General features: G+C 65.4%; 19 protein-coding genes. 5 read left to right on the top strand and 14 right to left on the bottom strand.

All coding sequences use genetic code 11. The features are described from left to right. Window positions 1-74: 74 nt before the first annotated feature. The 9 genes from ACEN8U_RS04865 to ACEN8U_RS04825 form a co-directional block, all read right to left on the bottom strand. Window positions 75-1,508 carry an efflux transporter outer membrane subunit gene (locus ACEN8U_RS04865; RefSeq protein WP_310108528.1) on the bottom strand — a complete coding sequence of 478 codons (1,434 nt, stop codon included), beginning with the start codon at window positions 1,506-1,508 and terminating at the stop codon, window positions 75-77. 10 nt (window positions 1,509-1,518) lie between these two features. Beyond that, the gene (locus tag ACEN8U_RS04860) at window positions 1,519-3,090 is read right to left on the bottom strand and encodes a DHA2 family efflux MFS transporter permease subunit (RefSeq protein ID WP_310108530.1); all 1,572 of its coding nucleotides are present in this window, start codon (window positions 3,088-3,090) and stop codon (window positions 1,519-1,521) included. A gap of 6 nt (window positions 3,091-3,096) precedes the next feature. After that, a complete protein-coding gene (locus tag ACEN8U_RS04855) occupies window positions 3,097-4,197 on the bottom strand; it encodes an HlyD family secretion protein (protein ID WP_310108532.1) in 1,101 nt (366 codons plus the stop codon). Between the two features lie 104 nt (window positions 4,198-4,301). After that, the gene (locus ACEN8U_RS04850; protein ID WP_310108534.1) at window positions 4,302-4,721 is read right to left on the bottom strand and encodes a MarR family winged helix-turn-helix transcriptional regulator; all 420 of its coding nucleotides are present in this window, start codon (window positions 4,719-4,721) and stop codon (window positions 4,302-4,304) included. A gap of 89 nt (window positions 4,722-4,810) precedes the next feature. Further along, window positions 4,811-5,233, bottom strand: a complete 423-nt coding sequence (locus ACEN8U_RS04845) for a MarR family winged helix-turn-helix transcriptional regulator (protein ID WP_310108537.1) — start codon at window positions 5,231-5,233, stop codon at window positions 4,811-4,813. Between the two features lie 63 nt (window positions 5,234-5,296). After that, a complete protein-coding gene (locus ACEN8U_RS04840; RefSeq protein WP_310108539.1) occupies window positions 5,297-6,187 on the bottom strand; it encodes a transglutaminase family protein in 891 nt (296 codons plus the stop codon). Then, window positions 6,184-8,814: a circularly permuted type 2 ATP-grasp protein gene (locus tag ACEN8U_RS04835; protein ID WP_310108543.1), complete on the bottom strand. Its 2,631-nt coding sequence runs from the start codon at window positions 8,812-8,814 to the stop codon at window positions 6,184-6,186. Before ACEN8U_RS04835 ends, ACEN8U_RS04840 begins: the two co-directional genes overlap by 4 nt. Window positions 8,815-8,846: 32 nt before the next feature. After that, window positions 8,847-12,329, bottom strand: coding sequence for a transglutaminase family protein (locus ACEN8U_RS04830; RefSeq protein ID WP_310108544.1), 3,483 nt, complete (start codon window positions 12,327-12,329; stop codon window positions 8,847-8,849). 111 nt (window positions 12,330-12,440) lie between these two features. After that, window positions 12,441-12,590 (bottom strand): hypothetical protein, encoded by a 150-nt coding sequence (locus ACEN8U_RS04825; protein WP_310108546.1) that lies wholly within the window; start codon window positions 12,588-12,590, stop codon window positions 12,441-12,443. Between ACEN8U_RS04825 and ACEN8U_RS04820 the strand changes: the two genes are divergently transcribed. Then, entirely contained in the window at window positions 12,589-13,701 is a 1,113-nt protein-coding gene (locus ACEN8U_RS04820) for a putative zinc-binding metallopeptidase (protein WP_310108548.1), read from the top strand. The two genes, ACEN8U_RS04825 and ACEN8U_RS04820, sit on opposite strands and share 2 nt — an antisense overlap. Window positions 13,702-13,704: 3 nt before the next feature. On the opposite strand, the gene ACEN8U_RS04815 is transcribed toward ACEN8U_RS04820, so the two are convergent. The 3 genes from ACEN8U_RS04815 to ACEN8U_RS04805 all read right to left on the bottom strand — a co-directional run bounded on the left by ACEN8U_RS04815 (window position 13,705) and on the right by ACEN8U_RS04805 (window position 16,460). Continuing rightward, window positions 13,705-15,027: a DUF3443 domain-containing protein gene (locus ACEN8U_RS04815; RefSeq protein ID WP_310108550.1), complete on the bottom strand. Its 1,323-nt coding sequence runs from the start codon at window positions 15,025-15,027 to the stop codon at window positions 13,705-13,707. Window positions 15,028-15,037: 10 nt separating this feature from the next. Beyond that, window positions 15,038-15,487, bottom strand: a complete 450-nt coding sequence (locus ACEN8U_RS04810) for a DUF2844 domain-containing protein (protein ID WP_310108798.1) — start codon at window positions 15,485-15,487, stop codon at window positions 15,038-15,040. 538 nt (window positions 15,488-16,025) lie between these two features. After that, window positions 16,026-16,460 carry a phasin family protein gene (locus ACEN8U_RS04805; protein ID WP_014972248.1) on the bottom strand — a complete coding sequence of 145 codons (435 nt, stop codon included), beginning with the start codon at window positions 16,458-16,460 and terminating at the stop codon, window positions 16,026-16,028. Window positions 16,461-16,787: 327 nt separating this feature from the next. Between ACEN8U_RS04805 and ACEN8U_RS04800 the strand changes: the two genes are divergently transcribed. Then, entirely contained in the window at window positions 16,788-17,315 is a 528-nt protein-coding gene (locus ACEN8U_RS04800; protein WP_310108552.1) for a hypothetical protein, read from the top strand. 534 nt (window positions 17,316-17,849) lie between these two features. Beyond that, complete coding sequence (locus tag ACEN8U_RS04795; RefSeq protein ID WP_310108554.1) at window positions 17,850-18,617, top strand: DUF4410 domain-containing protein; 768 nt, start codon at window positions 17,850-17,852, stop codon at window positions 18,615-18,617. Window positions 18,618-18,673: 56 nt separating this feature from the next. Here the strand turns inward: ACEN8U_RS04795 and ACEN8U_RS04790 are convergent, their stop codons facing one another. Both ACEN8U_RS04790 and ACEN8U_RS04785 read right to left on the bottom strand, forming a co-directional pair. Beyond that, the gene (locus ACEN8U_RS04790; protein ID WP_310108555.1) at window positions 18,674-19,066 is read right to left on the bottom strand and encodes a response regulator; all 393 of its coding nucleotides are present in this window, start codon (window positions 19,064-19,066) and stop codon (window positions 18,674-18,676) included. Between the two features lie 108 nt (window positions 19,067-19,174). After that, window positions 19,175-20,191: a LacI family DNA-binding transcriptional regulator gene (locus ACEN8U_RS04785; protein ID WP_310108557.1), complete on the bottom strand. Its 1,017-nt coding sequence runs from the start codon at window positions 20,189-20,191 to the stop codon at window positions 19,175-19,177. A 226-nt stretch (window positions 20,192-20,417) separates the two neighbouring features. On the opposite strand from ACEN8U_RS04785, the gene ptsP reads away from it, so the two are divergent. Then, a complete protein-coding gene (gene ptsP / locus ACEN8U_RS04780; protein ID WP_310108560.1) occupies window positions 20,418-22,931 on the top strand; it encodes a phosphoenolpyruvate--protein phosphotransferase in 2,514 nt (837 codons plus the stop codon). Further along, entirely contained in the window at window positions 22,928-23,974 is a 1,047-nt protein-coding gene (locus tag ACEN8U_RS04775) for a 1-phosphofructokinase family hexose kinase (RefSeq protein ID WP_310108562.1), read from the top strand. Before ptsP ends, ACEN8U_RS04775 begins: the two co-directional genes overlap by 4 nt. Window positions 23,975-23,981: the final 7 nt, after the last annotated feature.

The raw sequence follows: 23,981 nt of genomic DNA, 5'->3' as shown, positions 1-23,981 counted from the left end.
TCGCTCGACCTTCCGTACGCATTCTCCATGCCTGCAAGCCCTGCCATTCGCGGCTCTTCACCTCACGTGAGACCTCAGTTGCTCGCCGAAACCGCCGTCACGGTCTGGGGCACGTCCCAGCCGCCGCCAAGCGCGCGGTAAAGCGCGACCGCAGCGAGCGCGTGCTCACGCCGTGCCTGATTCAACGATTCAGCGTCGCGCAAATACGCCTCCTGCGCGGCGAGCACGTCGAGGAAACTGGACGCGCCTCCTATATACAGCTCGGTCGACAGACGCAGCGCATGGTTCGACGCATCCAGCGCGCCTCCGAGCCTTTGTACCTGCGCGGCGCCGCTTACCAGTTCACTGCGGTTGTCCTCGATTTCCTTTAGCGCCTGCAGCATGGTCTGGCGCAAGCCGAGCTGCGATTCACGCATTCTGCTCTCGCTCGCGTCGATATTCGCGCTGATGCGGCCTGCGTTGAAGATCGGGCTCGTCGCGCTCAATGCCGCACTAAACAGATTGTCGGTCAGCGTAGGCAGTCCAAGATACGACGACGCCAACAAGCCATCGGCGAGATTGAGCTTGAACTTCGGATAGCGCTCCGCCTTCGAGACGCCCACTTCGGCCGCGCGCTGCTCGACCGTTGCATAGGCCGTGCGCACGTCGGGGCGCTGCAACAGCGCTTCGGAAGGCAGCGTTTGCGGCACGCGCTGCGCCGGCGCCGGAATGTCGCGAGCGACGGCGAGTAGCAGGCTATCCACACTTTCCGGCGTGCGTCCCGAGTAGACCGCGATCAGACTGAGCTGATGCTGCACGACGGTCTGCACGCGTGGAATCTGTGCCTGCAAGTCGTCCAACTGGTTTTGCGCGCGCGCCACATCGAGCTGCGACGACAGGCCGTAGTGCAAACGTTGTTGCGTGAGTTTGAGCGCGCGCTCGCGAATCTGTTCGTTATCCAGAAGAATTTGCAATTGCGCCTGTGCCCAGCGCAGGTCGATATAGGCGGCTGCTGTATTCGCAGCAAGCGCGAGCCGCACCTCGTTCAGTGCGGACTGCTTGCCCGACACCTGGGCCTGCGCCGCCAGAACGGCGAGACGCTCGCCGCCGAAAACGTCCGGAGTCCAACTGGCTGTCAAACCGACACCGGCCTGACGCACGTAGCCCAGTGGCGGCGGCGTGTTCTGCCGGGAGTAGGCTGCGTTGGCGCCGGCATTCAGCTCAGGCAGCAATGCCGCGCGATTCTGCGTGGCGAGATCCTGCGCCTGCCTGACACGCTCCACGGCGGCCTGCACGTCCAGATTGCCGGTCAGCACGGATTCGACGAGCCGATGCATCACCGGATCACCGAACTGGTCCCACCATACGTTGGCATTCACGCTGTCTTGCGGTGCATCCACGTTCCAGGCGTCGGGTGCAAGCGCGCCGACCGTTTGCGGCAGGTCCGCGTGCGTGGCAGGCTGCACCGCACACGCGGCGAGCGTCAGCAATGCAGCGCTCGCGACGAGCCTGATAGCAGTCGTTTTCATATTGGAATCCTCAATGGGCGTCGGGCGGCGGCGCCGTATTGCCGAACGGGCGCGAGAAGAACACACTCAACAGGCCCACGACAAAGCACAGCGACACAGCAAGAAAAGTGTCGGAAAAAGTCAGCACGAGCGCTTCGCGCATCAGTACCGCATGCAATGCGCCGAGTCCGGCGTGGGCTGCATCTAGTGCGTTTCCGCCGACTGCCGCGAAGTGCGCAGCCTGCTGTTGCAGGATTGCTTCGACTGCGGGTCGGCCTGCTGTCAGATGTTCGTCGAGCCGCTCGTAGTGCAGATTGAGCCGGTCGTTGAGCATTGTGCTGCTCACCGCAATGCCGATCGCTCCGCCCAGGTTGCGCATCAGGTTGAAGAGGCCGCTCGCCGAGCGAAGCCGCGACGGCGGCAACGAGCCGAGCGCCATCGTCACAATCGGCGGAATGCAGAACTGCTGGCCGATGCCGCGAAGCGCCTGCGGAATCAGCAACTCATGCCAGCCCCATTCATGAGTGAGCGGCACATACAGGTAACAGCCAATGCCAAAGAGGATAAGGCCGAACACCAGGAGGAGACGCATATCGACAAAGCGCGCGAGCGTGGAATACGCAACCAGTGCGAGCAACTGGAAACAGCCGACCGACAGCAACGCGAGGCCGATCTGCAGCGAGTCAAAACCGCGCACGCGCGACAGAAACACCGGCGTTAGAAATACCGTGCAGAAGATGCCGATGCCGGTAATAAACGAGAGCAGACTGCCAATGCCGAAGTTACGAATGGCGAGCGCGCGCAAATCGACAATCGGCTCTTTCGCCGTGAACGCATGCACGACGAAGAGAAAGCCGCAAATCGCCGAGATCCATGTACACAAGATAATTACGTCGTCGCCGAACCAGTTCTTTCGCGGTCCTTCTTCCAGCACGTATTCGAGGCACCCAAGAAATCCCGACATCAACAGGATACCTATGTAATCGCCCTTCTTCAGCAACGACAGATCGGCCTTGTCGATATGCACGTATTTCGGCACCATCAGCGCGACGACGAGGCCCGGAGCGAGGTTGAGATAGAAGAGCCAGTGCCACGACCATTGCGATGTGATCCAGCCGCCGATTACAGGACCCACCGTCGGCGCGAGCGAGGCAAGCGCGCCGATGGTGGTCGACGCAATCAGGCGCTGCTTGCCGGGAAACAGCACGAATGCGGTGGTAAAAACCGTCGGAATCATCGCGGCGCCGAGCGCGCCTTGCAAGCCGCGAAACAGAATCATCGAATTGATGTCCCATGCAAGGCCGCACAACATGCTGGTCACGGTGAAGCCGAGGGCCGAGAAGGCGAACAGCCAGCGCGTGGAGAACACGCGAGTGAGCCAACCGGACATCGGAATCACGAGAATTTCGGCGATCAGATACGAGGTTTGCACCCACGAGAGCTCGTCCTGGCTCGCGGACAGGCCGCCGCCAATGTCCTTGAGCGACGACGCGACAATCTGGATATCGAGGGTGGCCATGAAGAAGCCGAGGCACATCAGCGCAAAGGCGAACACCTTGGTGCGTGTCGGCTGATCGGCTGGATTGACGGGAACCTGAGTCATGATGGCTTACCCGCGAGCCGGTGTGGCCGACGCGTTGACGTGGACCTTCACCGTCGCCGAGAGGCCGGGGCGCAGCACGCCTTGCATCTCCTTCGGCACGTTCAGGCGCACGCGCACCGGCACCCGCTGCACGATTTTCGTGAAGTTGCCGGTCGCGTTCTCGGCGGGCAGCACGCTGAACGTCGCGCCGGTTGCGGGCGCAACACTCTGGACCACGCCGTGCATGTGCTGGCTCGATGCGTCGAGCTCCACGTCCACCGCGTCGCCGACGCGCATCTTCTTCAACTGGTCTTCCTTGAAGTTCGCGTCGATCCACAAGCCGCTCGCGGGGACCACCGTCAGCAGAGAAACGCCCGTGTTCGCGAGCAGGCCGACGCGCGCGGTGCGGTTGCCGATATAGCCGTCGATCGGCGACCGAATCGTGGTGTACTCCACGTTGAGCGCCGCGACGCGCTGTGCCGCCTGCGCAGTGGCAATGCGCGCCTCAGCATCGCCGATCTGCGCGTCGAGCACCGCAATCTGACGCTGCGCGGCGATCAACGCGGCGCTGCTGCGATCGACTGCGGCGTGTGCCTTGCTCAAATCGGCATTGGCGCGCTCCACGACCTGGTTGGACACCGCGTCGTCCTTCACGAGTTCGCGATAGCGCAGCTGATCCGCCGCACTGCGCGTCAATTCCGCGCCCGACGCGCGAACTTCCGCGGCCTGTTCGTTGATGGTGGCCAACTGCAGCGACTTCTTCGCCTGCAGTTCGGTCACGGCGGCTTGCGCGCTGCTGACTTCCGCAGCGGCCTGCGCTAGACGCGCGTCATAGTCGCGGGCGTCGAGCCTGACCAGCACCTGGCCCGCGTGCACGAACTGGTTGTCCTGCACGAGCACATCGGCGACAAAGCCATTCACCTTCGGCGCCATGACCGTGACGTCGCCGCCCACGTAGGCGTCGTCGGTAGATTCGACGAAGCGGCCGACGAAAAACCAGTACGACGCGGCGAGCGCGAGCACGGCGAGTACCGTGATGATCGCGAGCAGCATCCACGGAATGCGCGCCGCGGGCTTGCCCGCCTGCGCGGCGCCCGCGGGCGCAACAGTCGAGGGTGTAGAGGACATAATGACTAGTGTGCGTATGCACTGGTTGAGTTAAAAAAATAGCGCGTGCTCATCGCGCCCTTGAATTGCCCCAATTGCGGCGAGCCCGAGCGCATTGCGCGGCATTACAGGCGACCTGTCATGGCAAACAGTTCGCCGCGCAACGCCCGCGCGCGCGGCCCGCCGAAGCTGTGCTCGAATTCCGCTTGCGCCGCATGCCAATGCTTCCACCCTGCTTCCAGCCGCGCTTTGCCTTCACTTGTCAGGCTGAAGGACAACGCCCTCGCATCCGCCGGAGGTGCTTCGCTCAACACCAGTCCGTTGCGGCGCAACGGCTGAACGATGCGAACGAGCGTGGTGCGCTGCATGCGCATGGTCTCGGCCAACTGCTTCATGGTCATCGGGCCGGTGCGCTGCAGCCTGCTCAGCAGCGAGAACTGCGTGATCGTCAGGCCCACACTCGCAAGGTGGCGGTCGTAGATTTGCGAGACATGGCGCGCGGCCTGGCGGATCGCAAAGCAGTCGTCGTCGAACGATTCTTCCATTGCTACGTTTCCTCAGTTAGTGCATATGCACACATTGACCCGAAAAAACTCGCCGGAACGAGCCTGTCCGGCGGGCTCCTTTATCGAGGCTAGTCTGTAATGCTGAACAACTCGGCCCGCAGTGCCTTGGCGCGGCCATGACCGAATTTCTTCTCGAACTCGTCTTGCGCGGCGCGCCATGCGATGACCGCCTCGTCAAAAGTCTTTTCGCCCTCTTCCGTCAGGCTGAACAGATAGGTCCGGCTGTCATGTTCCGCCGGTTCGGAGACCACGAGGCCGTCTCTTTGCAACGGTTTCATTGCCCGCACGAGCGTGGTGCGCTCCATCACCATGGCATCCGCCAGATCGAGGATCGGCACGCCGGGCGTGCGGGCCAGCTTGGCGAGAATGGTGAACTGCGCCGCCGTTAGCCCGACCGCGCCGAGATGGCGCTCATAAAGCTGCGTGATGTGCCGCGCCGCCTGGCGCAGCGCAAAGCAGTTGCATTCGTCGTAGGAGAGTGGGCGGTTCATGCTACGCAGTCTATGTGTGCATATGCACTAAGTCAAGGACTTTTGTTGCCGACAGCGCCGGAGCTAGAGCGCCAGCACGGTGACGCCCACTTCCACGCGGTGCGCGCCGCCGCCGAGAATCATACCGCGCAGCAGCGACACGTCGCTGTAATCGCGGCCGATGGCAAGCGTGACGTGGTCCGTGTCGGCGAGTACGTCGTTGGTCGGATCCAGATCGATCCAGCCGCTGCCCGGACAATGCACCGACACCCATGCGTGCGACGCATCCGCACCGATCAGCCGCGGCTGGCCCGGCGGCGGATCGTTACGCAGGTAACCGCTCACATAGCGCGCCGGCAAACCCAGCGAGCGCAAGCAGCCGATCATGACCTGCGCGAAGTCCTGGCAGACGCCGCTCTTCAAGTCGAACGCGCGTTCGGCGGGCGTATCGAACATGGTCGCGGACGGCTTGTAAGCAAAATCCGCGTGAATGCGGTGCATCAGGTCGATCGCACCCGCGGCAATCGGCATGCCCACAGGGAAGCTCGGCAGCGCATATGCGCGCAACGACGGTCCGGGTACGATATTCGGCGACGCAAAGCAGAACTCCACCTCAGGACGGAACTGCCCGCCAACGCGAAATTCGAGCGCCTCGGCCACCTCTTCCCAGGCAGGTGTGGTGTGGGGGTCCAGGTTCGTCCAGCGCGGCGTCAGCGCCACGGTGGTTTCACTGACCAGTTGCAGACGCTCGTGCGGCGCGTCGAGCGCAAAATACAGGACGTCGTTGCCGAATGCGTCGATACGGCTATTCACATACGACGGCTGGGGCTCGATGCGTTCGCCGTGCGAGACGACGCGCTGCCATGCGCAGACGATAGGCCGGATAGTGGCCAGATGCTGCGCAGTCTCCACATACGTCGAGTAATGATACGTAGTCCGATGCGAAACCGACAGCACGATGGGCGCGCTTTTCATGACCACACCTGCGATGCAACCGTACTGGCGTGGCTGAAATAACGCGCGCTGATTTCATGCGCGGCCGCGCCGGCGAAACTGCCGATCTGATCGCAGACACTGATCAAAGCCGCGTAAGCGCCATTCGAATCGGCTTCGCACAGCGACGCGAGCGCCGGCAGCGAGGCCGTGGGCGGCATCAACTCCGCGAACGGCCGATGCCGCGCACTGCCCGCGGCGACCGCGATCTCGTCGAGCTTCTTGCGCAAGCGGTCATACACGCCGTAAATGCCGCGCGGGTTGGTCGGCTCTATGACAAGCAGATCGAGCAGCGCCGGCACTTCGAAACGTCCCGGATAAAGCGCGCGATACGTGAGGGTGCTGTCGAACAATTGCAGCAGCAGATCGAAACCGGCGGGCGTCGCAAGCTGGCCTTTCTCGGCCACGATGCGCACGAACGCGCTCATCGCCGACACGCGTTCAATGTGCCGCCCGGCGAAAAGCAGCCGCCAGGCTTCGTCGCGTGTCATGCGGTCGCCTTGCGCACCGCTGATCGCGGACAACTGCACCGACAAGCGTTCGAGCGCGTTCATCAGCGTGACGCGGTCATAACGGCGCGTGTCATTCGCGCCGCCATTCGGCTGAGCCTGTTGCGGAGCACCGTTGGAACCCGCAACCGGCATCAACGTCTGCAAGGCGTCGCGGAAATCGTTACGCGAGGCGAGAATCGTGCGCCAATGATCGTTCGACAGACGGCCGCGCACCTCGCCGTTCGAACGCGCCTGGCAACTCAGGTTCTGACCGATGCTCGCCGCGCCCGTGCTCTCGCTCAGATTGGCGACGAGCGCCCGCTCGAAAGCTTGCGGCGTATGCGGCGCGGACATATCGCCCGGCTGCACGAGCCCGCAATGCAACGCGAGCTCGACGAGCGTCGCAAACATGGCTTCCGCATCGTTACCTTCAAGAGAGCCGAGAATGAAGCGCAACAGCCGCACATTGTTCTCCGCCCGTTCGCCGTAACGGCCGGCCCAGAAGAGATTTTCCGCGGCGCGGCTCGACACGGTGCGATGCTTGCGCGCGAGGTCGGCGGGCTGCATCGGCGATGGGAGCAGCGTGAAAGTCGAGGTGGGCTGGCTCGACAGCACCCATGTGTCGACACTGCTGCCGCCGTATTGCATGGAGACGGTCGAGCGCCGTTCGCCGGCCATCCGCGTAAAGCCGCCCGGCATGACGTGCCAGCCGCCGTTGACATCCGCGATTGCGTACGCGCGCAAGACCGACGGACGCGCGCCGAGGGTGCCGTCCTCGTAACGCGGCGTGCATGAAAAACGCTGCGCCTGCTGGATCGTGTAACTCCCGGGCGCCGCCTCGATCCGCTCGCGCCACGCGCCGAGCCGCTGCTTGCCCTGCTCCACGCCGAGCGGCGCATCGCGCGCGGCGAGTGGCCACGTCGGCACGATCAGCGCTTCGTCGAGATGCGCGAACGCATGCTCGCGCGCGGCCTTTTCGCCGCACCACCATGTCGCGACGCTCGGCAGAACAAGGTCTTCGTCGAGCAGCACTTCGGCAATGCCCGGCAAGAATCCGTGCAGCGCCGGCGATTCCACAAAACCTGCGCCAGGCACATTCGAAACGACCACATTGCCCGCGCGCATGACCTGCAACAGGCCGGGCACGCCGATGGTCGAATCGGCGCGCAATTCGACAGGATCGCAGAACGCGTCGTCCAGACGGCGCAGCACGACATGCACGCGCTCGAGACCGGCGAGCGTCTTCAGATAAAGCATGTCGTCGCGCACCGTGAGGTCCTTGCCCTCGACGAGCGTCACGCCCAGGTAACGCGCGAGAAACACGTGCTCGAAGTAAGTCTCGCTGAACGGCCCGGGCGTGAGCAATGCGATGTGCGGCGACCTGTCCGCACGCGACGGGTCGTCGCTCATCGTGGCTTGCGCCGCCTGCACGAGCGTCGAAATCAGCTGCGAGTAGCTGGGCGCAAGACGGCTCACATGCATTGCGCGGAACGGATCGGCGAAGAGCGACGACACAATCAGCCGGTTTTCAAGCGCATAGCCGAGGCCCGAAGGCGCCTCCGTGCGATGCGCCATCACCGTCCAGTCGCCGTTGGGCGCGCGCGCGAGGTCCACCGCGACCACTTGCAGGAACTGCCCGCCAGGCGGCGCGTAGCCCTTCACCGAGCGCAGGTAGCCAGGGTGGCCGAACACCAGCGCGGGCGGCAACTGGCCGCGCTGAAGCAGCGTTTGCGGCCCGTAAATATCCGCGACGACCGCATTCAGCAGATGCGCGCGCTGCGTCACGCCGCGCTCGATCTGCGCCCACTCCGCCTCGCTGATCAGAAACGGCAGCAGATCGAGCGCCCACGCGCGCGGCTCGCCGTTGTCCGCGTAGACGTTGTAGCTGATGTCGTTGTCGCGGATCTGCTGCGCGACCGACGCGCGATGACCCTCCAGCCGCGCAATGCCGTCCTCGCCGAGCCGCTCGAAGAACTGCCGCCACGGCTCGCGCAATGCGCCGGACGCATCGCGCAACTCGTCCCAATGTCCCTCGTGCGCGGGCACAAGCCGCAACAGGGACGAAGCGTCCGCATGCGCCGCGGACGCTTCGAAGGGAAAAGTCGATTGAAAAGCCAAGGTCGTATCGTTCTTGTTAAGGGTGAGCGGCGTTACCAGTAGCGCAGGTCCAGCGTGAACGGAAATTCGAGGCTGCGCTGCGGCGCCTGCACCGCGAGCGGCCCCGGCGTATGCCCCGACGCAAAGAAGCGCGCGCGCCGCCGGCTTTCCGCCTCGTAAGCGTTCACCGGGAAGGTCTGATAGTTGCGCCCGCCCGGATGTGCGACATGATACTGGCATCCGCCGATAGAGCGGCCATTCCATGTATCCACGAGGTCGAACGTGAGCGGCGCATCCACGCCGATGGTCGGATGCAGCGCCGAGGCTTGCGACCACGCGCGAAAGCGCACGCCAGCCACATATTCGCTGACGCGGCCGGTCGGCTGCAACGGCACGGGCACGCCGTTGACCGTCAACACGTGGCGGTTTTCGTTCAGGCCGAGCGCGCGCACTTCGAGGCGCTCCACCGACGAATCCACATAACGCACGGTGCCGCCCGCCGAGCCTTCCTCGCCCATCACGTGCCAGGGTTCGAGCGCATTGCGCAGCGTCAGCGACACGCCGCTCACGGTCGTCTCGCCCACCAGCGGGAAACGGAACTCGAAGTGCGGCGCGAACCAGCGGCTGTCGAATGCGAAGCCCTCGCGGTTCAGTTCGCCGAGCACGTCGTCGAAATCCATCTTGACGAAGGTGCCGAGCAGGAAACGGTCGTGCAGTTCCGTGCCCCAGCGCGTGAGCCGCTGCGTGTACGGTGTGCGCCAGAAACGCGCGACGAGCGCGCGCAGCAGCAGTTGCTGCACGAGGCTCATGCGCGCGTGCGGCGGCATTTCGAAACCGCGCAGTTCGAGCAGGCCGAGGCGCCCGGTCGGGCCGTCGGGCGAATACAGCTTGTCGATACAGAATTCGGCGCGGTGCGTATTGCCGGTCACGTCGATGAGAATATTGCGCAGCGACCGGTCGATCATCCACGCAGGCAGGCTCGCGCTGTCGCGGCCGCCCAGCAGATCGATCTGCCGCTGCAGCTCGCGCAATGCTATTTCCAGTTCGTAGACCTGATCGTTGCGGGCTTCGTCGATGCGCGGCGCCTGGCTCGTCGGTCCGATAAAGAGTCCTGAAAACAGGTACGACAGCGAAGGATGGTTGTGCCAGTACGCAATCAGACTCGCGAGCAGGTCGGGACGGCGCAGGAACGGGCTGTCGGCGGGCGTCGCGCCGCCGAGCACGAGATGATTGCCGCCGCCCGTGCCGGTATGGCGCCCGTCGGTCATGAACTTCTCGCTGCTCAGATAGCTGTGCGCCGCCGAGTCGTACAGATACTCCGTGTGATCGACGAGCTCGTCCCAGTTCGCCGCCGGATGAATGTTCACTTCGATCACGCCGGGGTCGGGCGTGACCTGCAGCATCTTCAGGCGCGCGTCGCGCGGCGGCGGATAGCCCTCCAGCACGACCTGCATGCGCAAGTCGGCGGCGGTGGCTTCAACGGCGGCCAGCAGATCCAGGTAATCGTCGAGTTGCGTGAGCGGCGGCATGAACACGTGCAGGAGCGCGCGGCCGCTGCCGAACGCATCCGCTTCCGCCTTCGGGCCGGCCGCCCGCTTCGGATCGCGCGCCTCGACGCAAATTGCGGTGCGCAAGGTGTCCTTCGACGACGTGCCGCGCGCGGGCGCGGCTTCGGCCTGCGCTTCCCCCCGCTGCGGCGCATACGCGAGCACGGCGCTGCCCGGCATGCCGCTCAGCAAATCCCCCGCCGACGACGACAACGCCGCGGCGCGCCGCGCATCGGCGGCGCTCAGGGCAGACCGCTCGCCGTCGTACTGCATGCGCAGTTGCGCGGCGGGGCGCAACGGCACCGGCGGTGCAAACGGATCGTGTGCGTGCTGATACGGATAGTCGGTCTTCGACACCCACGGCAGCGAATCGAGCGGCAGCCGGTAACCCATCGGCGAATCGCCGGGAATCAGGTACATGCGTTCGTCGCGGAAGAACCAGCGGCCCGTCACCCATTTCGGCGACGCGTGGGCCAACTCGCGCTCGCGCGCGAGCGGCAGCACGTAGCCGGTGACGCCGCCGAGGCCGGCGTCGAACACGCGCCGCAACCGGACGCGCTCGAGTTCGTCGTCAAGACGCGCGTCGAACGGATCGACGTTGACCGGCAGGCGCCGCTCGCGCCACAGGTAGTACCAGACGTCTTCGAATCCGGGCTGAATGCAGTCCTCGTCGAGCGCGAGCTTCGTGGCGAGATGCCGGATGAAGCGCTGCGCGTCGGCAGCCGTGTAAGTGCCGGGTTCGCGCTCGTCGGCGAATAGCTCCGGGTTCTGCCAGCACGGCTCCCCGTCGGCGCGCCAGTAGAGCGACATCGCCCAGCGCGGCAGCTGCTCGCCCGGATACCACTTGCCCTGGCCGATGTGCAGGAAGCCGTTGGCGCCGTAACGCGCACGCAGCTTGTCCATCAGCGCAACGGCATAGCCGCGTTTGGTCGGGCCGAGCGCGTCCGTGTTCCATTCCGCCGCGTCGCGGTCGCGCACCGACACGAAGGTCGGCTCGCCGCCCATCGTCAGGCGCACGTCCATGTCGGCGAGCTGCCGGTCGACCTCGGCGCCCATCGCGAGCACGTCGTTCCATTGTTCGTCGCTGTAGGGCTTCGTGACGCGCGGCGTCTCCAGCACGCGCGTGATCGACATGGTGTGGCTGAACTCGACCTCGGACTCGTCCACCGCGCCGGAAATCGGCGCCGCGCTGCCCGGTTCCGGCGTGCAGGCGACGGGTATGTGGCCTTCCCCCGCCAGCAGTCCGGAGGTCGGGTCGAGGCCGATCCAGCCCGCGCCCGGCAGATAGACCTCGCACCAGGCGTGCAGATCGGTGAAATCGACCTCGGTGCCGCTCGGGCCGTCGATCGATTTGATGTCGGGCGCGAGTTGCAGCAGATAACCCGACACGAAGCGCGCCGCGAGGCCGAGCTGGCGCAAGGTCTCGACGAGCAGCCAGCCGGAATCGCGGCACGAACCGGCGCCGCTCGTGAGCGTCTGCTCGGGCGTCTGCACGCCGGGCTCCATGCGGATCAGATAGCGGATCTCGCGCTGCAGCCGCTGATTCAATGCGACGAGAAAATCGGCGGTACCGGTCGGCTTGCGGTCGATGCTGTGGACGAACTCCGCGAAGCGCGGCGTCATGGGCCGCTTCACGCGATACGGCGCGAGTTCGAGCGCCACGTCCGGCGCGTAGTCGAACGGAAACTGTTCGACGGACGGCTCGAGAAAGAAGTCGAACGGATTGTAGACAGCCATTTCGGCGACCAGATCGACGGTCACCTTGAACTCACGCGTCCTGTCCGGAAACACGAGGCGCGCCTGATAGTTGGCGAACGCATCCTGCTGCCAGTTGATGAAGTGTTCGGCCGGCTCGACCCGCATCGAGTAGGAAACAATTGGAGTCCGGCAATGCGGCGCGGGCTTGAGCCGCACCACTTGGGGCGACAGCGCAACCAGCCTGTCGTAACGGTAATGTGTGACGTGATTCAACGCTACGCGAATGGACACACTGGACTCCTGTCTGGATTGGCAGCCCGCCGAAAAAGCAAGCTTTATGCCGTTCGTCTGAACACCTCGTCGGAACACCTATGCCGCCGCGGTCGGACAACCGCGCGCCCATCAGCGAGGGGCATGCACCAAAGCGAGGCACCGCCGATGCACGATCATGCCCATACTGTGCGTTAAACCGGTGACGTCTGGCAAATGCGGCATGATCATTGCGCAACCTCCATGCTCTTCACTGCCGCCCGCCGCCAGGGCTTCGTCCATGAAAACGTTCCACTGCAACCACTGCTCGCACCTCGTCTTCTTCGAGAACGTTCGCTGCGAACGCTGCGAGGCGCTGCTCGGGTATGTGCCCGAACTGCGTGAGATCAGCGCTTTCGAAGAGGCAGGCGACGCTCGCTGGCGCAGCCTCCATCCTCAAGCCGGCGGCGCGCTCTATAAGCAATGCCACAACTACGCGGTCGAAAACGTCTGCAACTGGATGATTCCTGCCGACTCGCCGGATACGCTGTGCCGCGCCTGCCAGTTGACCCGTACCATTCCGAATCTCGGCGCGCCCGACAACCGGCTGTACTGGTATCGACTGGAAGTGGCGAAACGGCGCTTGCTCTACACGCTGGGCGAGTTCGGGCTCGACGTAAAATCGCGCCTGGAAGACCCCGAACAAGGTCTCGCATTCGAATTTCTCGAGGACGGCGGCGACGGCTCGCGCGTGATGACCGGCCACGACAACGGGCTCATTACGCTGAATATCGCCGAAGCCGACGACGCGCATCGCGAGAAAGTCCGCACCGCGATGGGCGAGCCGTACCGCACGCTGCTCGGCCACTTCCGCCACGAAACCGGCCACTACTATTTCAGCCGGCTCGTGGAAAACAACCCGCGTTGGCTCGAACCGTTCCGCGCGCTTTTCGGCGACGAGCGCGCCGACTATGGCGAAGCGCTTGACGCCTACTATCGCGACGGCGCGCCGGCCGACTGGCAGGCGTCGTACATCAGCGCGTACGCGACGATGCACCCGTGGGAAGATTGGGCCGAAACGTGGGCGCACTATATGCTGATCGTCGATGTGCTCGATACCTCGACGTCCTACGGCGTCGCGCTGCTGCCCGACGACCCCGGCGTGCCCACGCTGACCGACCGCACGCCCGTAGAAGACGCGAGCTTCGATAATCTGATGAAGCGCTGGTTTCCGCTCACGTATGCATTGAACAGTCTGAATCGCAGCCTCGGCATGCCGGACGGCTATCCGTTCACGTTGGCCGCGCCGGTGATCGACAAGCTGCGCTTCGTGCATCGCGTGATTGCGGAGGCGGGAGATCAATCGTCGGCGCCGGGACCGCAGCACGAGAAGCGCGCCGCGAACCCGGCCTGAGCGTCAATACGCGACGTAAGGACCGCTGCCGCCCGGCGTCGGCTGCTGTTCGATGGCGGCATAGACGTTGCGCCCGTAGAAGAACGGCAAGCCCCAATCGAAAATGGACGACGTCACGAAAGCCGGACCCGCCAACAGCGGCAACGCGGAATCGCCCCCATACGTCTGCGCGACGGCATTCGCATTCGCCACGCTGAAATTGACCGCACTGGTCGAGCCGTTCACGCCCTGGATCATGGCGCTCAGTTGCTCGGTCGACGCCGGACAGTAATAGGCGTTGTTCGGGCTCGCGCAAACCGGCAGTGCGCTGCTGCGAAAGAAGAGCCCGGTCGAGCCGCTGTCCAGAATACTGCGCGAATAGGTCGTGCCGTCGTGCACGGTCGTGAACGTGCCGCTCGACGGACTCACGCCGATCACCTGCGCGCTGCCGAGCGTGTTGTTGCTCTGCGTGCCGATACCGAACACGAGCTGCCCGGTCACCGACTGCGCGCCGCCCGCCACCGCCGGCAGGCTCAGCAGCGAACCGTTGTTGTCGGCGGCGAAGTAGGGAATCGGATTGGCGACCTGCAGGGCTTCGGCCAACGCGATCGACGTGCAGGCCGTGCCGCTGCAACCGTAGTACGTGCCCGGCAAGGCCTGGGCCACGCAGTTCGCGCCGCAGTCATGCTTGAACACGCCGATGCCGAGAATGCCGTTGGCCTGCAACATCGCCGGCGTATTGCGGGCCACGCCGACGCTCGCGCAATCCGACGGCACTGAAGCGTAGTTCGGATCGATCACCTGGATGGGCAACGACGCGGCCTTCTCGCCGGCAATCTGGAGGTCGGCCAGCTTTACTGCACCCCACGTAAAGCCGTTGAAGAACTGCATGCATTCGGCGACGAGGTTGCCGGATGCGTCCTTCTGCTGGGGAAGCGCCATCGACGCGGGCAGTTGCGACGCGAACACGCGCACGCCCCACGAGCCGGTATCGACGAGCACATGGTCGATGGTCTGGCATTGCGCGGTGCCCGGCGCGCAAAGGGTGAGGCTGACGAACGGCATGTTCGGCACATTGCTGACGCCCGCGTCCACTGTCACGCGCACGGCATTGGCGGCGAGCGCTTGCGGCGTGGGCGTCGTGTTGGTCACGGTCGGGCCGGCGGTGGAAGGGGTCGACGCGTTCGAGGCCGCCGAACCGCCTGATCCGCCCGAACCGCCGCCCCCGCCGCAGCCGCCCAGGAGCAACGCGAAGAGCGCGGGGAACAGGGCACAAGCAAGGGCAGAAGGAAGGATAGAAGCAAGGGCAGAAACAAGCGCAGAAGTCAGTGTAAAGGTGTGACGCATGGCCGCTTCCTTATTGAATAGCCGCGGGATCGACGCCCGCGGGCAGCGCTTGCGGCAGATACGCGTAACCGGAGAAGGCGCGCAGATGTCCGCCCGAGTACACGACCAGATCGCCGCCCGACACGGCGAGCGGGTTACCGCGGCGCACCGCGCTCGCGGCGACGTAGGCATCGAATGACGCGCCCAGCACGGTCTTCAGATCGGGCAAGGTCGGACCTTCCCACGCAAAGCCGAACACGATTCCGTTGGCGGCCACATACTCGCGCACGAGCGTTCCGGACGGCAGCGTGATCAGATGCACCGAATACGCGTTTTGCGTCGATGCGCTTCGCGCCATGGCATGCATGCGCGCCCCGTCGCTTTCCACGCTTGTGACGTTCTGGCCCAGCGCCGCATGGGCGGCGAGCGGCAGCGCACAGGCCGCGCCGAGCATTGCGCAGGCAATGCCGATAAAAAGCATCGGTTTCAAGTGAATTCCTTCGAGGTGAAACCCTCGCGACAAGCCATGGCCGTCACGAACGCGACGCTAAATGGGCCGGTCCGCGGGTGGCGCAGATGCGTTCACGACGCTTGCGCTGCGTGGGTTTGGGTTCTGCTGCGTGAATGCGTCTACGGAGTGACGGCGCGAAACTTGAGAGGCGGCGTGCTCGCCGGCCACTCGTTTGCGCGATGATTTGCACGCATCGGGGAAAATGCGCCGTGTTGCGGCGTTTGACACTCGCGAGAGACCGCGCTGTAGGCGGCGCGGACCGGCGAACGGGCTGCGGTAGCCGCGTTTAAAGCAAACGGCTGCGCGAAAACAACGGGCGCGCGAAGAGAAAAATTCATGTGGCGCGCATCGTGACCGGCAATGTAAGCGCGCGCTGAACTGGAAGGCCGCTTGAAACGGCGCGGCACATGAAAAAGCCGCGAACCGGTCGACGAATCTCGCCGACCGTTCGCGGCCCTGACTCGCGCACGGCATGCGCCGCACGCAGGCGGTTCATGGCCGAACGCGCTTACTTCTTCTGTTGCTGTTGCTGCTGCAGGAGCGAGCGCAATTCCTGCACGTTTTCCTCGACGCGTTTTGCGATCACCGCATACGACTCCGCTTGCGTCTGATACGCCGCCTGCGCGAGCTGCTGCATATCCGCGAGCGACTTGTGCAGGCTTTGCTGGATCAACTCGGCGGTTTTCGCCGAAGGCGCGGCCCCGCTCGCCGACAGCTGCCCCGTGAGCGACTGCAATTCGGCAAGCGTGGTGCGCAACATCTCGGCCTGCTTCTGCGCGAGCGACTGCATGCCCTGAAATGCCGTCTGATTCGCCTGAACCAGTGCTTCGACGTCCTTGCGCCGCGCTTCCATGATGGCGGGCACGTCGAAGCCGGGCAGCTTGAACTGCTCCAGCATTTTGGTGAAATCGCCAAACGGATTGGCGGTATCAGGTCGGTCCATGCGAATTCCTCCTTTACGGTTGAACGATCGCCCGTGTCTGCGCTGCATGATGCGTGCGACGCGAACAGGGGCGCTTCCGCTGTGCCGCGCGATGGTGGGGTCGGACGGCACATTGCGTCCATCATGCGCCATCCGACGCTATTGCGCCAGCGCATGAGGCGTTCCCTAGCCGGGCGCGATGCGCGGCAGCAGGTCCTGCGCACCTTGCGAAGCAAGGCTTCGTAAGCGCGCGGAAACATGTCCGTAAACCGGCGAGACGCGCTCTCGTCTATCGTTTCCGTGAGCCGGCGCACCTTTGCGCCGGCGCCTGTCGATGGGAGCGACCTCATGAAAAAACAGATAGTCGGCGCGGCGCTGGTTGCCTTACTGACCGTAGCCGCCACGGCCACACACACTGCGTTCGCGGAAGACGTCCTACCGCCGCCCACTCACGCGCACGGCGACGCGCCGCACGCCGACGGTCCGCGCGGACCGCATGACGCCATGCCGCCCTTCGGCGCGATGGGTCCGATGGGTCCGATGGGTCCGATGGGTCCGGTGGGTCCGGTGGGTCCGGTGGGTCCGATCGGCCCCGGCTTCGCCGTCGTCAACGACCTCGAACAATTGCGCCGCCTGTATGCACTGAGCGGACGTCCCGGCGACATTGTCGCGGTCTATCATGAGGTCCTCAACAAGACGCAGGACCCGATGCTGCGTCACTACGTCTACGACTCGCTCGCTCGCGAACAGTTGAGGCCCGCCCACCCCGATCAGGCAATCGCCACCTTGCGCACGAGCCTGTCCGAAGATCTCGCGGCAGTCAACAAAGCGCCGCGTACAACGTTCGATAACGCACAGCAAACGAGGCCTCAGTAAGAAGCATTCGCACTGCAAACACAGCGGCGAACCGGCACCGGCCCGCGTTCGCCGCACAGCGTTGGCTCTACCACATTGCCGTTCACTGACTGCTTTTTCGTCTTCCTCCTGTTGATTACGATAAAGACTGTTTAAACGTCAGTGCGGGTGAAGCATGCGCTATCCAGTCGATGTGGCCGTCGCCGGCGCTCTCCTCGTGTTCGTGATCTGCTGCATCATCACGCTGGCTTTGCACTGATCGCACCCGCATCGCGCGCCGCCCCTGAGCGCAGTCCCCGCTTCCTCAGCCCGCATTCCTGTCGTCCTCAAACGTCCGTTCGGCGCGTGACATCGCTCGAAATAATTGTTCGATGGAGTTGGCGAGGGTCCTCGCCCATACTTCGTTTCGCTGCCGGTGCGTACGAAACAGCACGCATGAGATCACGAACGCTTCACGCGCGACCCTGTCGCCGATGATCACGATCCCCCGGTTGCCGGTCATCGGAAAGACAGGCTTCACCACTACGGCACCGCGTGCCGACGACAGGACGCATCATGCTCAGCTCGATTCACTTCATCCAACGCCACTCCGCCCGTTTCGCCTGCATCGCGATGGTCAGCGCAAGCGCATTGCTGACCGGCTGCGCCGGCGGCAGCATCACCAACACCAGCGCGGCAGCCGCGCAGCCAACCGTGCGCCCGGACAACATCTACGTGTACACGTTCGACGCCCGCGCCGACGAGGTCAAGCTCGACGGCGGCATGCTGCAGAAGATGAAGACGCAGTTCGACGGCTCGTCGTCGGCGCAGAAACAGGCCGACGACGCCGCCCAGGTCCGCGAGCAGGTGGCGAATGAGATCGTCCACCAGTTGCAGTCGATGGGTCTGCGTGCGATCCGCTCGGACATTCCCGCGCCGGCGGACCAGAACGTGCTGATGGTGCAAGGCAGCTTCGATACGATCGACGCCGGCAACCGGCGCCGGCGCGTGCTGATCGGCTTCGGCGCAGGCAAAAGCGAGGTCACGAGTTCGGTGCAGATTTTCTATAAGCCCGCCGGCGGCGCGCCGCGCCTCGTGCAGAGCTTCAACGCGAGCGCCGACAGCGGCAAGACGCCGGGCGTCGTGGAAACGGCCGGCGTGGGCGCGGCAGCGGGACATATCGCGACGTCGGCCGCAGTGGGCGGCGGGTTGCACGCGGTGACGGAAACGAAGCGCGCCGGTGTGTCCGCCGACGCAACGCGCCTCGCCGACGCCGTGGCGAAGCAGATCGCCCAGATCGGCGTGAGCGGCGGCTGGCTGTCGAGCGAGCACATCAAAGGTTGATGAGCGGCGCGCGGCTGCCGCGCAAGGCAGCCCGCACGACTCGATGGTCCAACGATTCAGCTCCTGTCGCGCCAGAGGTTGCGCATCAATGCAAGCAGGACATTCGGCGCCGTGCCCTTCTGGCAATAACCGTCGAAATTATGGCGACCGCGGCCGGTTTCCCGCACATGCTGCTCGTCGAGCGAGGTGAACGCGACAATGCCGAGGCTCGGCGTGGGCAGATAGGTACGCAGCGCGCTCGCCGTTTCGTAGCCGTCGCGGTCCGGCATCATGATGTCGAGCACCACCACGTCGGGCACCCAATCTTTCACGCAATTCAGCGCCTCGTTATAGCCGTTCGCCGCGCGGGCTTCCACGCCTTCATAGGACAGATAGGTCGCGAGCGCTTCGGCCGCGCCTTCGTTGTCGTCGACCACGAGGACACGCGGCACCTCGTGCAATACCCGCACCTGGCGGGCGCTCCACCTTTGACAGGGACTCGTTGTTCGGTGCATGTATGACGATTGGCAAGAGAAAAACTCTCGCAGCACAGCAAGTCATGTACCAGCATGCGCGCTTTACGCGGATCGATCCGCGAAGGCCTTACGCGCCGCCGTGGACTCGCGAATCACGAGCTCGCCCGGCAACACGAGGGAACGCGTGGACATGGCAGGATCCGCGAGACGCTGGGTAAGCAATTGCATCGCGATCTTGCCGATTTCATACACCGGCTGCGCCACCACGGTGATGCCCGGCGTGACGAGGTCCGTCCACGAATCGTTGTCGAATCCGGCGAGCGCGATGTCGGTGCCGGGCGTCACCCCACGCGCGCGCATTTCGCGGTACGCGCCGAGCAGCAGCAAACCGTTACTCGCGACAATCGCATCGGGCCGCTCCGCCGCCTCGCGCGCGAGCCATGCGCCGACATGCTCGAGCGCGCTGGCCGGATTCGGTTCGACGAATTCCGCCAGCACCGGCAAGCCATGCCGGCCGAGTGCCTGCGAAAAACCGTCGTGGCGCTCGCGGCCCGTGGTACTCGCGTTGCCGAAGAGCCCGGCGATGCGCCGGCAGCCGCGCTCGACCAGATGCTCGACGAGCCGCGCCGCCGCGTCGCGGTTATCGAGCACGACGGCGTCCGCGCTGCCCGCCGGAGCCGCGCGGTCGATCATCACCACGGGGAAATCGTAGGCGTCGGCCTTGAAGCGCTGCGCCGCGTCGTGAGTGGGCGAATAGATGCAGCCCGTGACGCGCTCTTCTTCCATCAGGCGCAGATACATCGCCTCTTTCTGGGGGTTTTCGTCGGTATTGCAGAGAATCACACGCAGGCCCTGCTGGTAGGCGGCGTCTTCCACGGCGCGGCTTACTTCCGTGAAGAACGGATTGCGCACGTCCGAGACGATCAGGCCGATGGTCGCGGTATCGCCGGAACGCAGGCGGCGCGCGGCAGCGTTGGGGCGGTAACCGAGGTGCTCGATCGCGCCGAGCACGCGCTGACGCACCGCTTCGCGGACCGGCCCATTGTTGGACAGCACGCGCGAGACGGTCGTGACCGACACGCCGGCGGCTTCTGCAACATCCTTGATTCGTAGATTCATGAAAGTGGTATCGATTCCTTGAATCGCTCAGTATTTTCCCTGGATTGTCAGCCGATCCGGCCGTTCGCCTGTCGCCGCCCGAGACAGGCCGCTCGGCTGTTTGAAGCCATTCTACCTGTCTTTGGCCGTTTTCCACCGGTTCGCAGAAGCCGGGTTAAAGCTTGACGGAAAAAGTGGTATCGATTCCAATAACACCCACTTCAACGATTCGATTTCAGGAGACGCGATGCCGTCGCTGCTTACCGCGGAGCTGGTTCGATTGAACGCACGGGCCAGTTCGAAACACGACGCGATCGTTCAGGCCGGCGAACTGCTGGCCGCTGCCGGTTATATCGAGCCCGGCTATGTCGAGAGTCTTCACGGACGCGAGACCGTCTCGAACACGTATCTGGGCAGCGGCGTGGCCATTCCGCACGGCATGCAGGAAGACCGTCACCTGATCCGGCGCACCGGCGTCGCGGTGCTGCAGTTGCCCGAAGGCGTCGAATGGCATGACGGCGAGCGCGCCAACCTCGTGGTGGCCATTGCCGCCCAGTCGGACGAACACATTGCGCTGCTGCAACGCCTCACGCGTCTGATCGGCGACGCGGACAAGCTGCGCACGCTCGTCGAGGCGCGCGATCCGAGCCTGATCGTCGACGCGCTGAACGGCGCCGGCGCAGGCCTGGCAACGGCGTCAAGCGTGGTCGAGAGCACGCCCGCGGACTTCGCGCAGCGGGTGGAACTGGTGCTCGACTATCCGCACGGGCTGCACGCGCGGCCGGCAAGCGCGTGGGTCGCGACCGCGAAGCGCTATCAGGCCGCCTTGCGCGTGCGCAACGGCAAACTGGCCGCCGACCCGAAGAATCTCGTGAGCCTGCTGCAACTGGGCGCGACCGCCAACGCGCAGCTCGTGCTGTCGGCGCAAGGCGTCGATGCCGCCGACGCGCTCACCGCGCTCAAGCGCACCATCGAAGCGCTGTCGGCCGAGGAGCACGAGCGCGCCGCCGCGGCCCGCGCGCGTCGCCAGAAAGCGCAGCCGGTGTCGTGGGAGCCCGCCGACGCCGCCACGATGTTCGAAGGCGTCAGCGCAGGTCCGGGGTTTTCGATCGGCCCGATTCGCGTGATGCGCACGGCGCAACTCGACATTGAGGACGAGCCCGGCGACACGCTGGAAGCCACGCATCGGCTGGAAACCGCCTTGCGTCTAACCGCCGACGAACTCGACGCGCTCGCGCGCGACACGACCGCGCGCCTCGGCGCGGAAGAAGGCGCGATCTTCGCGGCGCACCGCGAGCTGCTCAACGACACCGGGTTGCTGGCCGAAGCCGCGCGGCTGCTCGTCGACGGACACGGCGTCGCGTGGTCCTGGCATCAGGCGGCCGAGCGGCAGGCGGCGCGCCTCGCTGCGTTGCCCGATCCGCTCCTCGCCTCGCGCGCGACCGATCTGCGCGACGTCGCGCGGCGCGTGCTGAAGCATCTCGGCGAAGAGGTCGCGGCAAACGCGCGCTTCGACACACCTGCGATCCTGATCGCCGAAGATCTGACGCCGTCGGACACGGCGATGCTCGACCCCGCCGTCACGCTCGGCTTCTGCACGGTATCGGGCGGCCCGACCTCGCATACCGCGATTCTCGCGCGCACCCTGGGCGTGCCGGCGGCGGTCGCGTGCGGCGCCGCGCTCATGGAGGTGGCCGACGGCAGCGCCGCGGTGCTCGACGGCACGAGCGGCCGTCTGTATGTGGGCGTGTCCGCGCAAGACCTCGAGCGCGCACGGCAAACGCAGGCCCAGCTCGCCGATGCCGCGCAACGCGCCGCCGCCAACCGCGCGCTGCCCGCCGCGACGCTGGACGGCCACGTGCTCGAAATCGGCGCGAACATCACGCGTCCGGACCAGGTGCGCGACGCGATTTCGAACGGCGCGGACGGCGTAGGCCTCATGCGTACGGAGTTTCTGTTCCTCGAACGCCACGACGCGCCGAGCGAGGACGAACAGTACGACTGCTACCGGCGCATGGTCGAAGCAAGCGGTGGCCGTCACCTGATCATTCGCACGCTCGACATTGGCGGCGACAAGCAGGTGCCCTATCTGAACCTGCCGCACGAGGCGAATCCGTTCCTCGGCGTGCGCGGGCTGCGCCTGTGCCTGCGCCGCCCCGATCTGTTCGTGCCGCAGCTGCGCGCGCTGTATCGCGCGGCCAAGGAAGGCCCGCTGTGGATCATGTTCCCGATGGTTTCCACGCTCGACGAAGCGCGTCAGGCGCTCGCGCTCGCCGAAACCGTGCGCGCGGAACTGGACGCGCCCAAAGTGCCGCTCGGCATCATGGTCGAAACGCCGTCGGCGGCGGCATTCGCCGATCACTTCGCCGCGCTCGTCGACTTCTTCTCGATCGGCACGAACGACCTCACGCAATACGTGCTCGCCGTCGACCGCGAACACCCCGAACTCGCGCGCATGGCCGAGAGCCTGCATCCGGCCGTGCTGCGCATGATCCGGCAGACCGTCGAGGGCGCGCGCCGTCACCGCAAATGGGTCGGCGTGTGCGGCGGCCTCGCGGGCGATCCGCTCGGCGCGTCGATTCTCGCGGGCCTCGGCGTGGACGAACTGTCGATGAGCGCGCGCGACATTCCCGCCGTGAAGTCGCGGCTGCGCGCATCGCGTCTCGACGCGCTGCAGGCGCTCGCGCGCCGCGCGCTGGAGTGCGAGGACGTCGACGCCGTGCGCGCGCTGGAAACCACCGAAATCAAGGCGGCCGCATGAACACGGTCGTCACCGTTACGCCGAACCCGGCGCTCGACCAGACCGTGCGCGTCGCGAATCTCGCACTCGGCGAGGTCAACCTCGCGGCATCGCTCGAATTCAACGCGGGCGGCAAGGGCGTGAATGTGGCGGGCTGTCTTGCCGACTACGGCATCGCGACCCTCGTCACGGGCCTGCTCGGTTCCGACGACGCCGCCGCATTCGACGCGCTGTTCGCCGACAAGCAGATCGTCGACCGCTTCGTGCGGATTGCCGGGCGCCCGCGCATCAACGTCAAGCTCGTCGATACCGCGCGCGACCAAACCACCGACATCAATCTCGCGACCTCGCTGCCCACCGCAGCCGATGTCGACGCACTGGAGCGGCGCGTGGTCGAACTCGCCGCGCCGGGACGCTGGTTCGTGCTCGCGGGCAGTTTGCCGCCGGGCGTCGATGTGTCGTTTTACCGGCGGCTCACGCGCGCGTTGCATGCGGCGGGCGCACGCGTCGCGCTCGACACGAGCGGCGCGCCGCTCGCCGAAGCGCTCGCGGCCAGCCAACCCGGCGACTTGCCCGATCTCGTGAAGCCGAATCGCGCGGAACTCGAAGCGGCGCTGGGCCGTTCGCTCGCCGACGACGACGCGTTGATCGAGGCTGCGTGCGAGTTGGTCGAACGCGGCATCCGCCATGTGGTGGTTTCGCTTGGCGAGCGCGGCGCGCTCGGCGTCGCGCGCCCGCAATTGCAGGTGCAGCCGCAGGTGCAACCGCAGGACCGCGCCGCAGCCTGCGAAGGCTGGCGCGCCGCGCCGCTGCGCGTGCCGGTGGCGAGCACCGTCGGCGCCGGCGATGCGCTCGTCGCGGGCCTCGTCGCCAGTCTCGCCGAAGGGCGTTCGTGGCCCGAGGCCGGCCGACGCGCGACGGCCTTCGCCGCCGGCAAGCTCGCGCGTGTCGGCCCGCATCTGCCGGATCGCGCGACGCTCGACGCCCTCGCCGCCCAAGTCGAACTGCGCACCTTCAGCGTCGCCGCGAAGCCGCTGCGCGTGACCCAACATCAAGCCGTGTAAGCCAGAG

This window comes from Paraburkholderia phenoliruptrix (assembly GCF_047325075.1).
GTDB classification, from domain to species: domain Bacteria; phylum Pseudomonadota; class Gammaproteobacteria; order Burkholderiales; family Burkholderiaceae; genus Paraburkholderia; species Paraburkholderia phenoliruptrix.
The sequence above is the reverse complement of the archived record's forward strand: the minus strand, read 5'-3'. Positions and strand labels throughout refer to the sequence as shown.

What these genes read in the sequence shown, in the direction of transcription:
- ACEN8U_RS04865 (WP_310108528.1), bottom strand. Translation starts at nt 1,508, where the DNA reads ATGAAAACGACTGCTATCAGGCTCGTCGCGAGCGCTGCATTGCTGACG.
- ACEN8U_RS04860 (WP_310108530.1), bottom strand. Translation starts at nt 3,090, where the DNA reads ATGACTCAGGTTCCCGTCAATCCAGCCGATCAGCCGACACGCACCAAG.
- ACEN8U_RS04855 (WP_310108532.1), bottom strand. Translation starts at nt 4,197, where the DNA reads ATGTCCTCTACACCCTCGACTGTTGCGCCCGCGGGCGCCGCGCAGGCG.
- ACEN8U_RS04850 (WP_310108534.1), bottom strand. Translation starts at nt 4,721, where the DNA reads ATGGAAGAATCGTTCGACGACGACTGCTTTGCGATCCGCCAGGCCGCG.
- ACEN8U_RS04845 (WP_310108537.1), bottom strand. Translation starts at nt 5,233, where the DNA reads ATGAACCGCCCACTCTCCTACGACGAATGCAACTGCTTTGCGCTGCGC.
- ACEN8U_RS04840 (WP_310108539.1), bottom strand. Translation starts at nt 6,187, where the DNA reads ATGAAAAGCGCGCCCATCGTGCTGTCGGTTTCGCATCGGACTACGTAT.
- ACEN8U_RS04820 (WP_310108548.1), top strand. Translation starts at nt 12,589, where the DNA reads ATGAAAACGTTCCACTGCAACCACTGCTCGCACCTCGTCTTCTTCGAG.
- ACEN8U_RS04825 (WP_310108546.1), bottom strand. Translation starts at nt 12,590, where the DNA reads ATGGACGAAGCCCTGGCGGCGGGCGGCAGTGAAGAGCATGGAGGTTGC.
- ACEN8U_RS04815 (WP_310108550.1), bottom strand. Translation starts at nt 15,027, where the DNA reads ATGCGTCACACCTTTACACTGACTTCTGCGCTTGTTTCTGCCCTTGCT.
- ACEN8U_RS04810 (WP_310108798.1), bottom strand. Translation starts at nt 15,487, where the DNA reads ATGCTTTTTATCGGCATTGCCTGCGCAATGCTCGGCGCGGCCTGTGCG.
- ACEN8U_RS04805 (WP_014972248.1), bottom strand. Translation starts at nt 16,460, where the DNA reads ATGGACCGACCTGATACCGCCAATCCGTTTGGCGATTTCACCAAAATG.
- ACEN8U_RS04800 (WP_310108552.1), top strand. Translation starts at nt 16,788, where the DNA reads ATGAAAAAACAGATAGTCGGCGCGGCGCTGGTTGCCTTACTGACCGTA.
- ACEN8U_RS04795 (WP_310108554.1), top strand. Translation starts at nt 17,850, where the DNA reads ATGCTCAGCTCGATTCACTTCATCCAACGCCACTCCGCCCGTTTCGCC.
- ACEN8U_RS04785 (WP_310108557.1), bottom strand. Translation starts at nt 20,191, where the DNA reads ATGAATCTACGAATCAAGGATGTTGCAGAAGCCGCCGGCGTGTCGGTC.
- ptsP (WP_310108560.1), top strand. Translation starts at nt 20,418, where the DNA reads ATGCCGTCGCTGCTTACCGCGGAGCTGGTTCGATTGAACGCACGGGCC.
- ACEN8U_RS04775 (WP_310108562.1), top strand. Translation starts at nt 22,928, where the DNA reads ATGAACACGGTCGTCACCGTTACGCCGAACCCGGCGCTCGACCAGACC.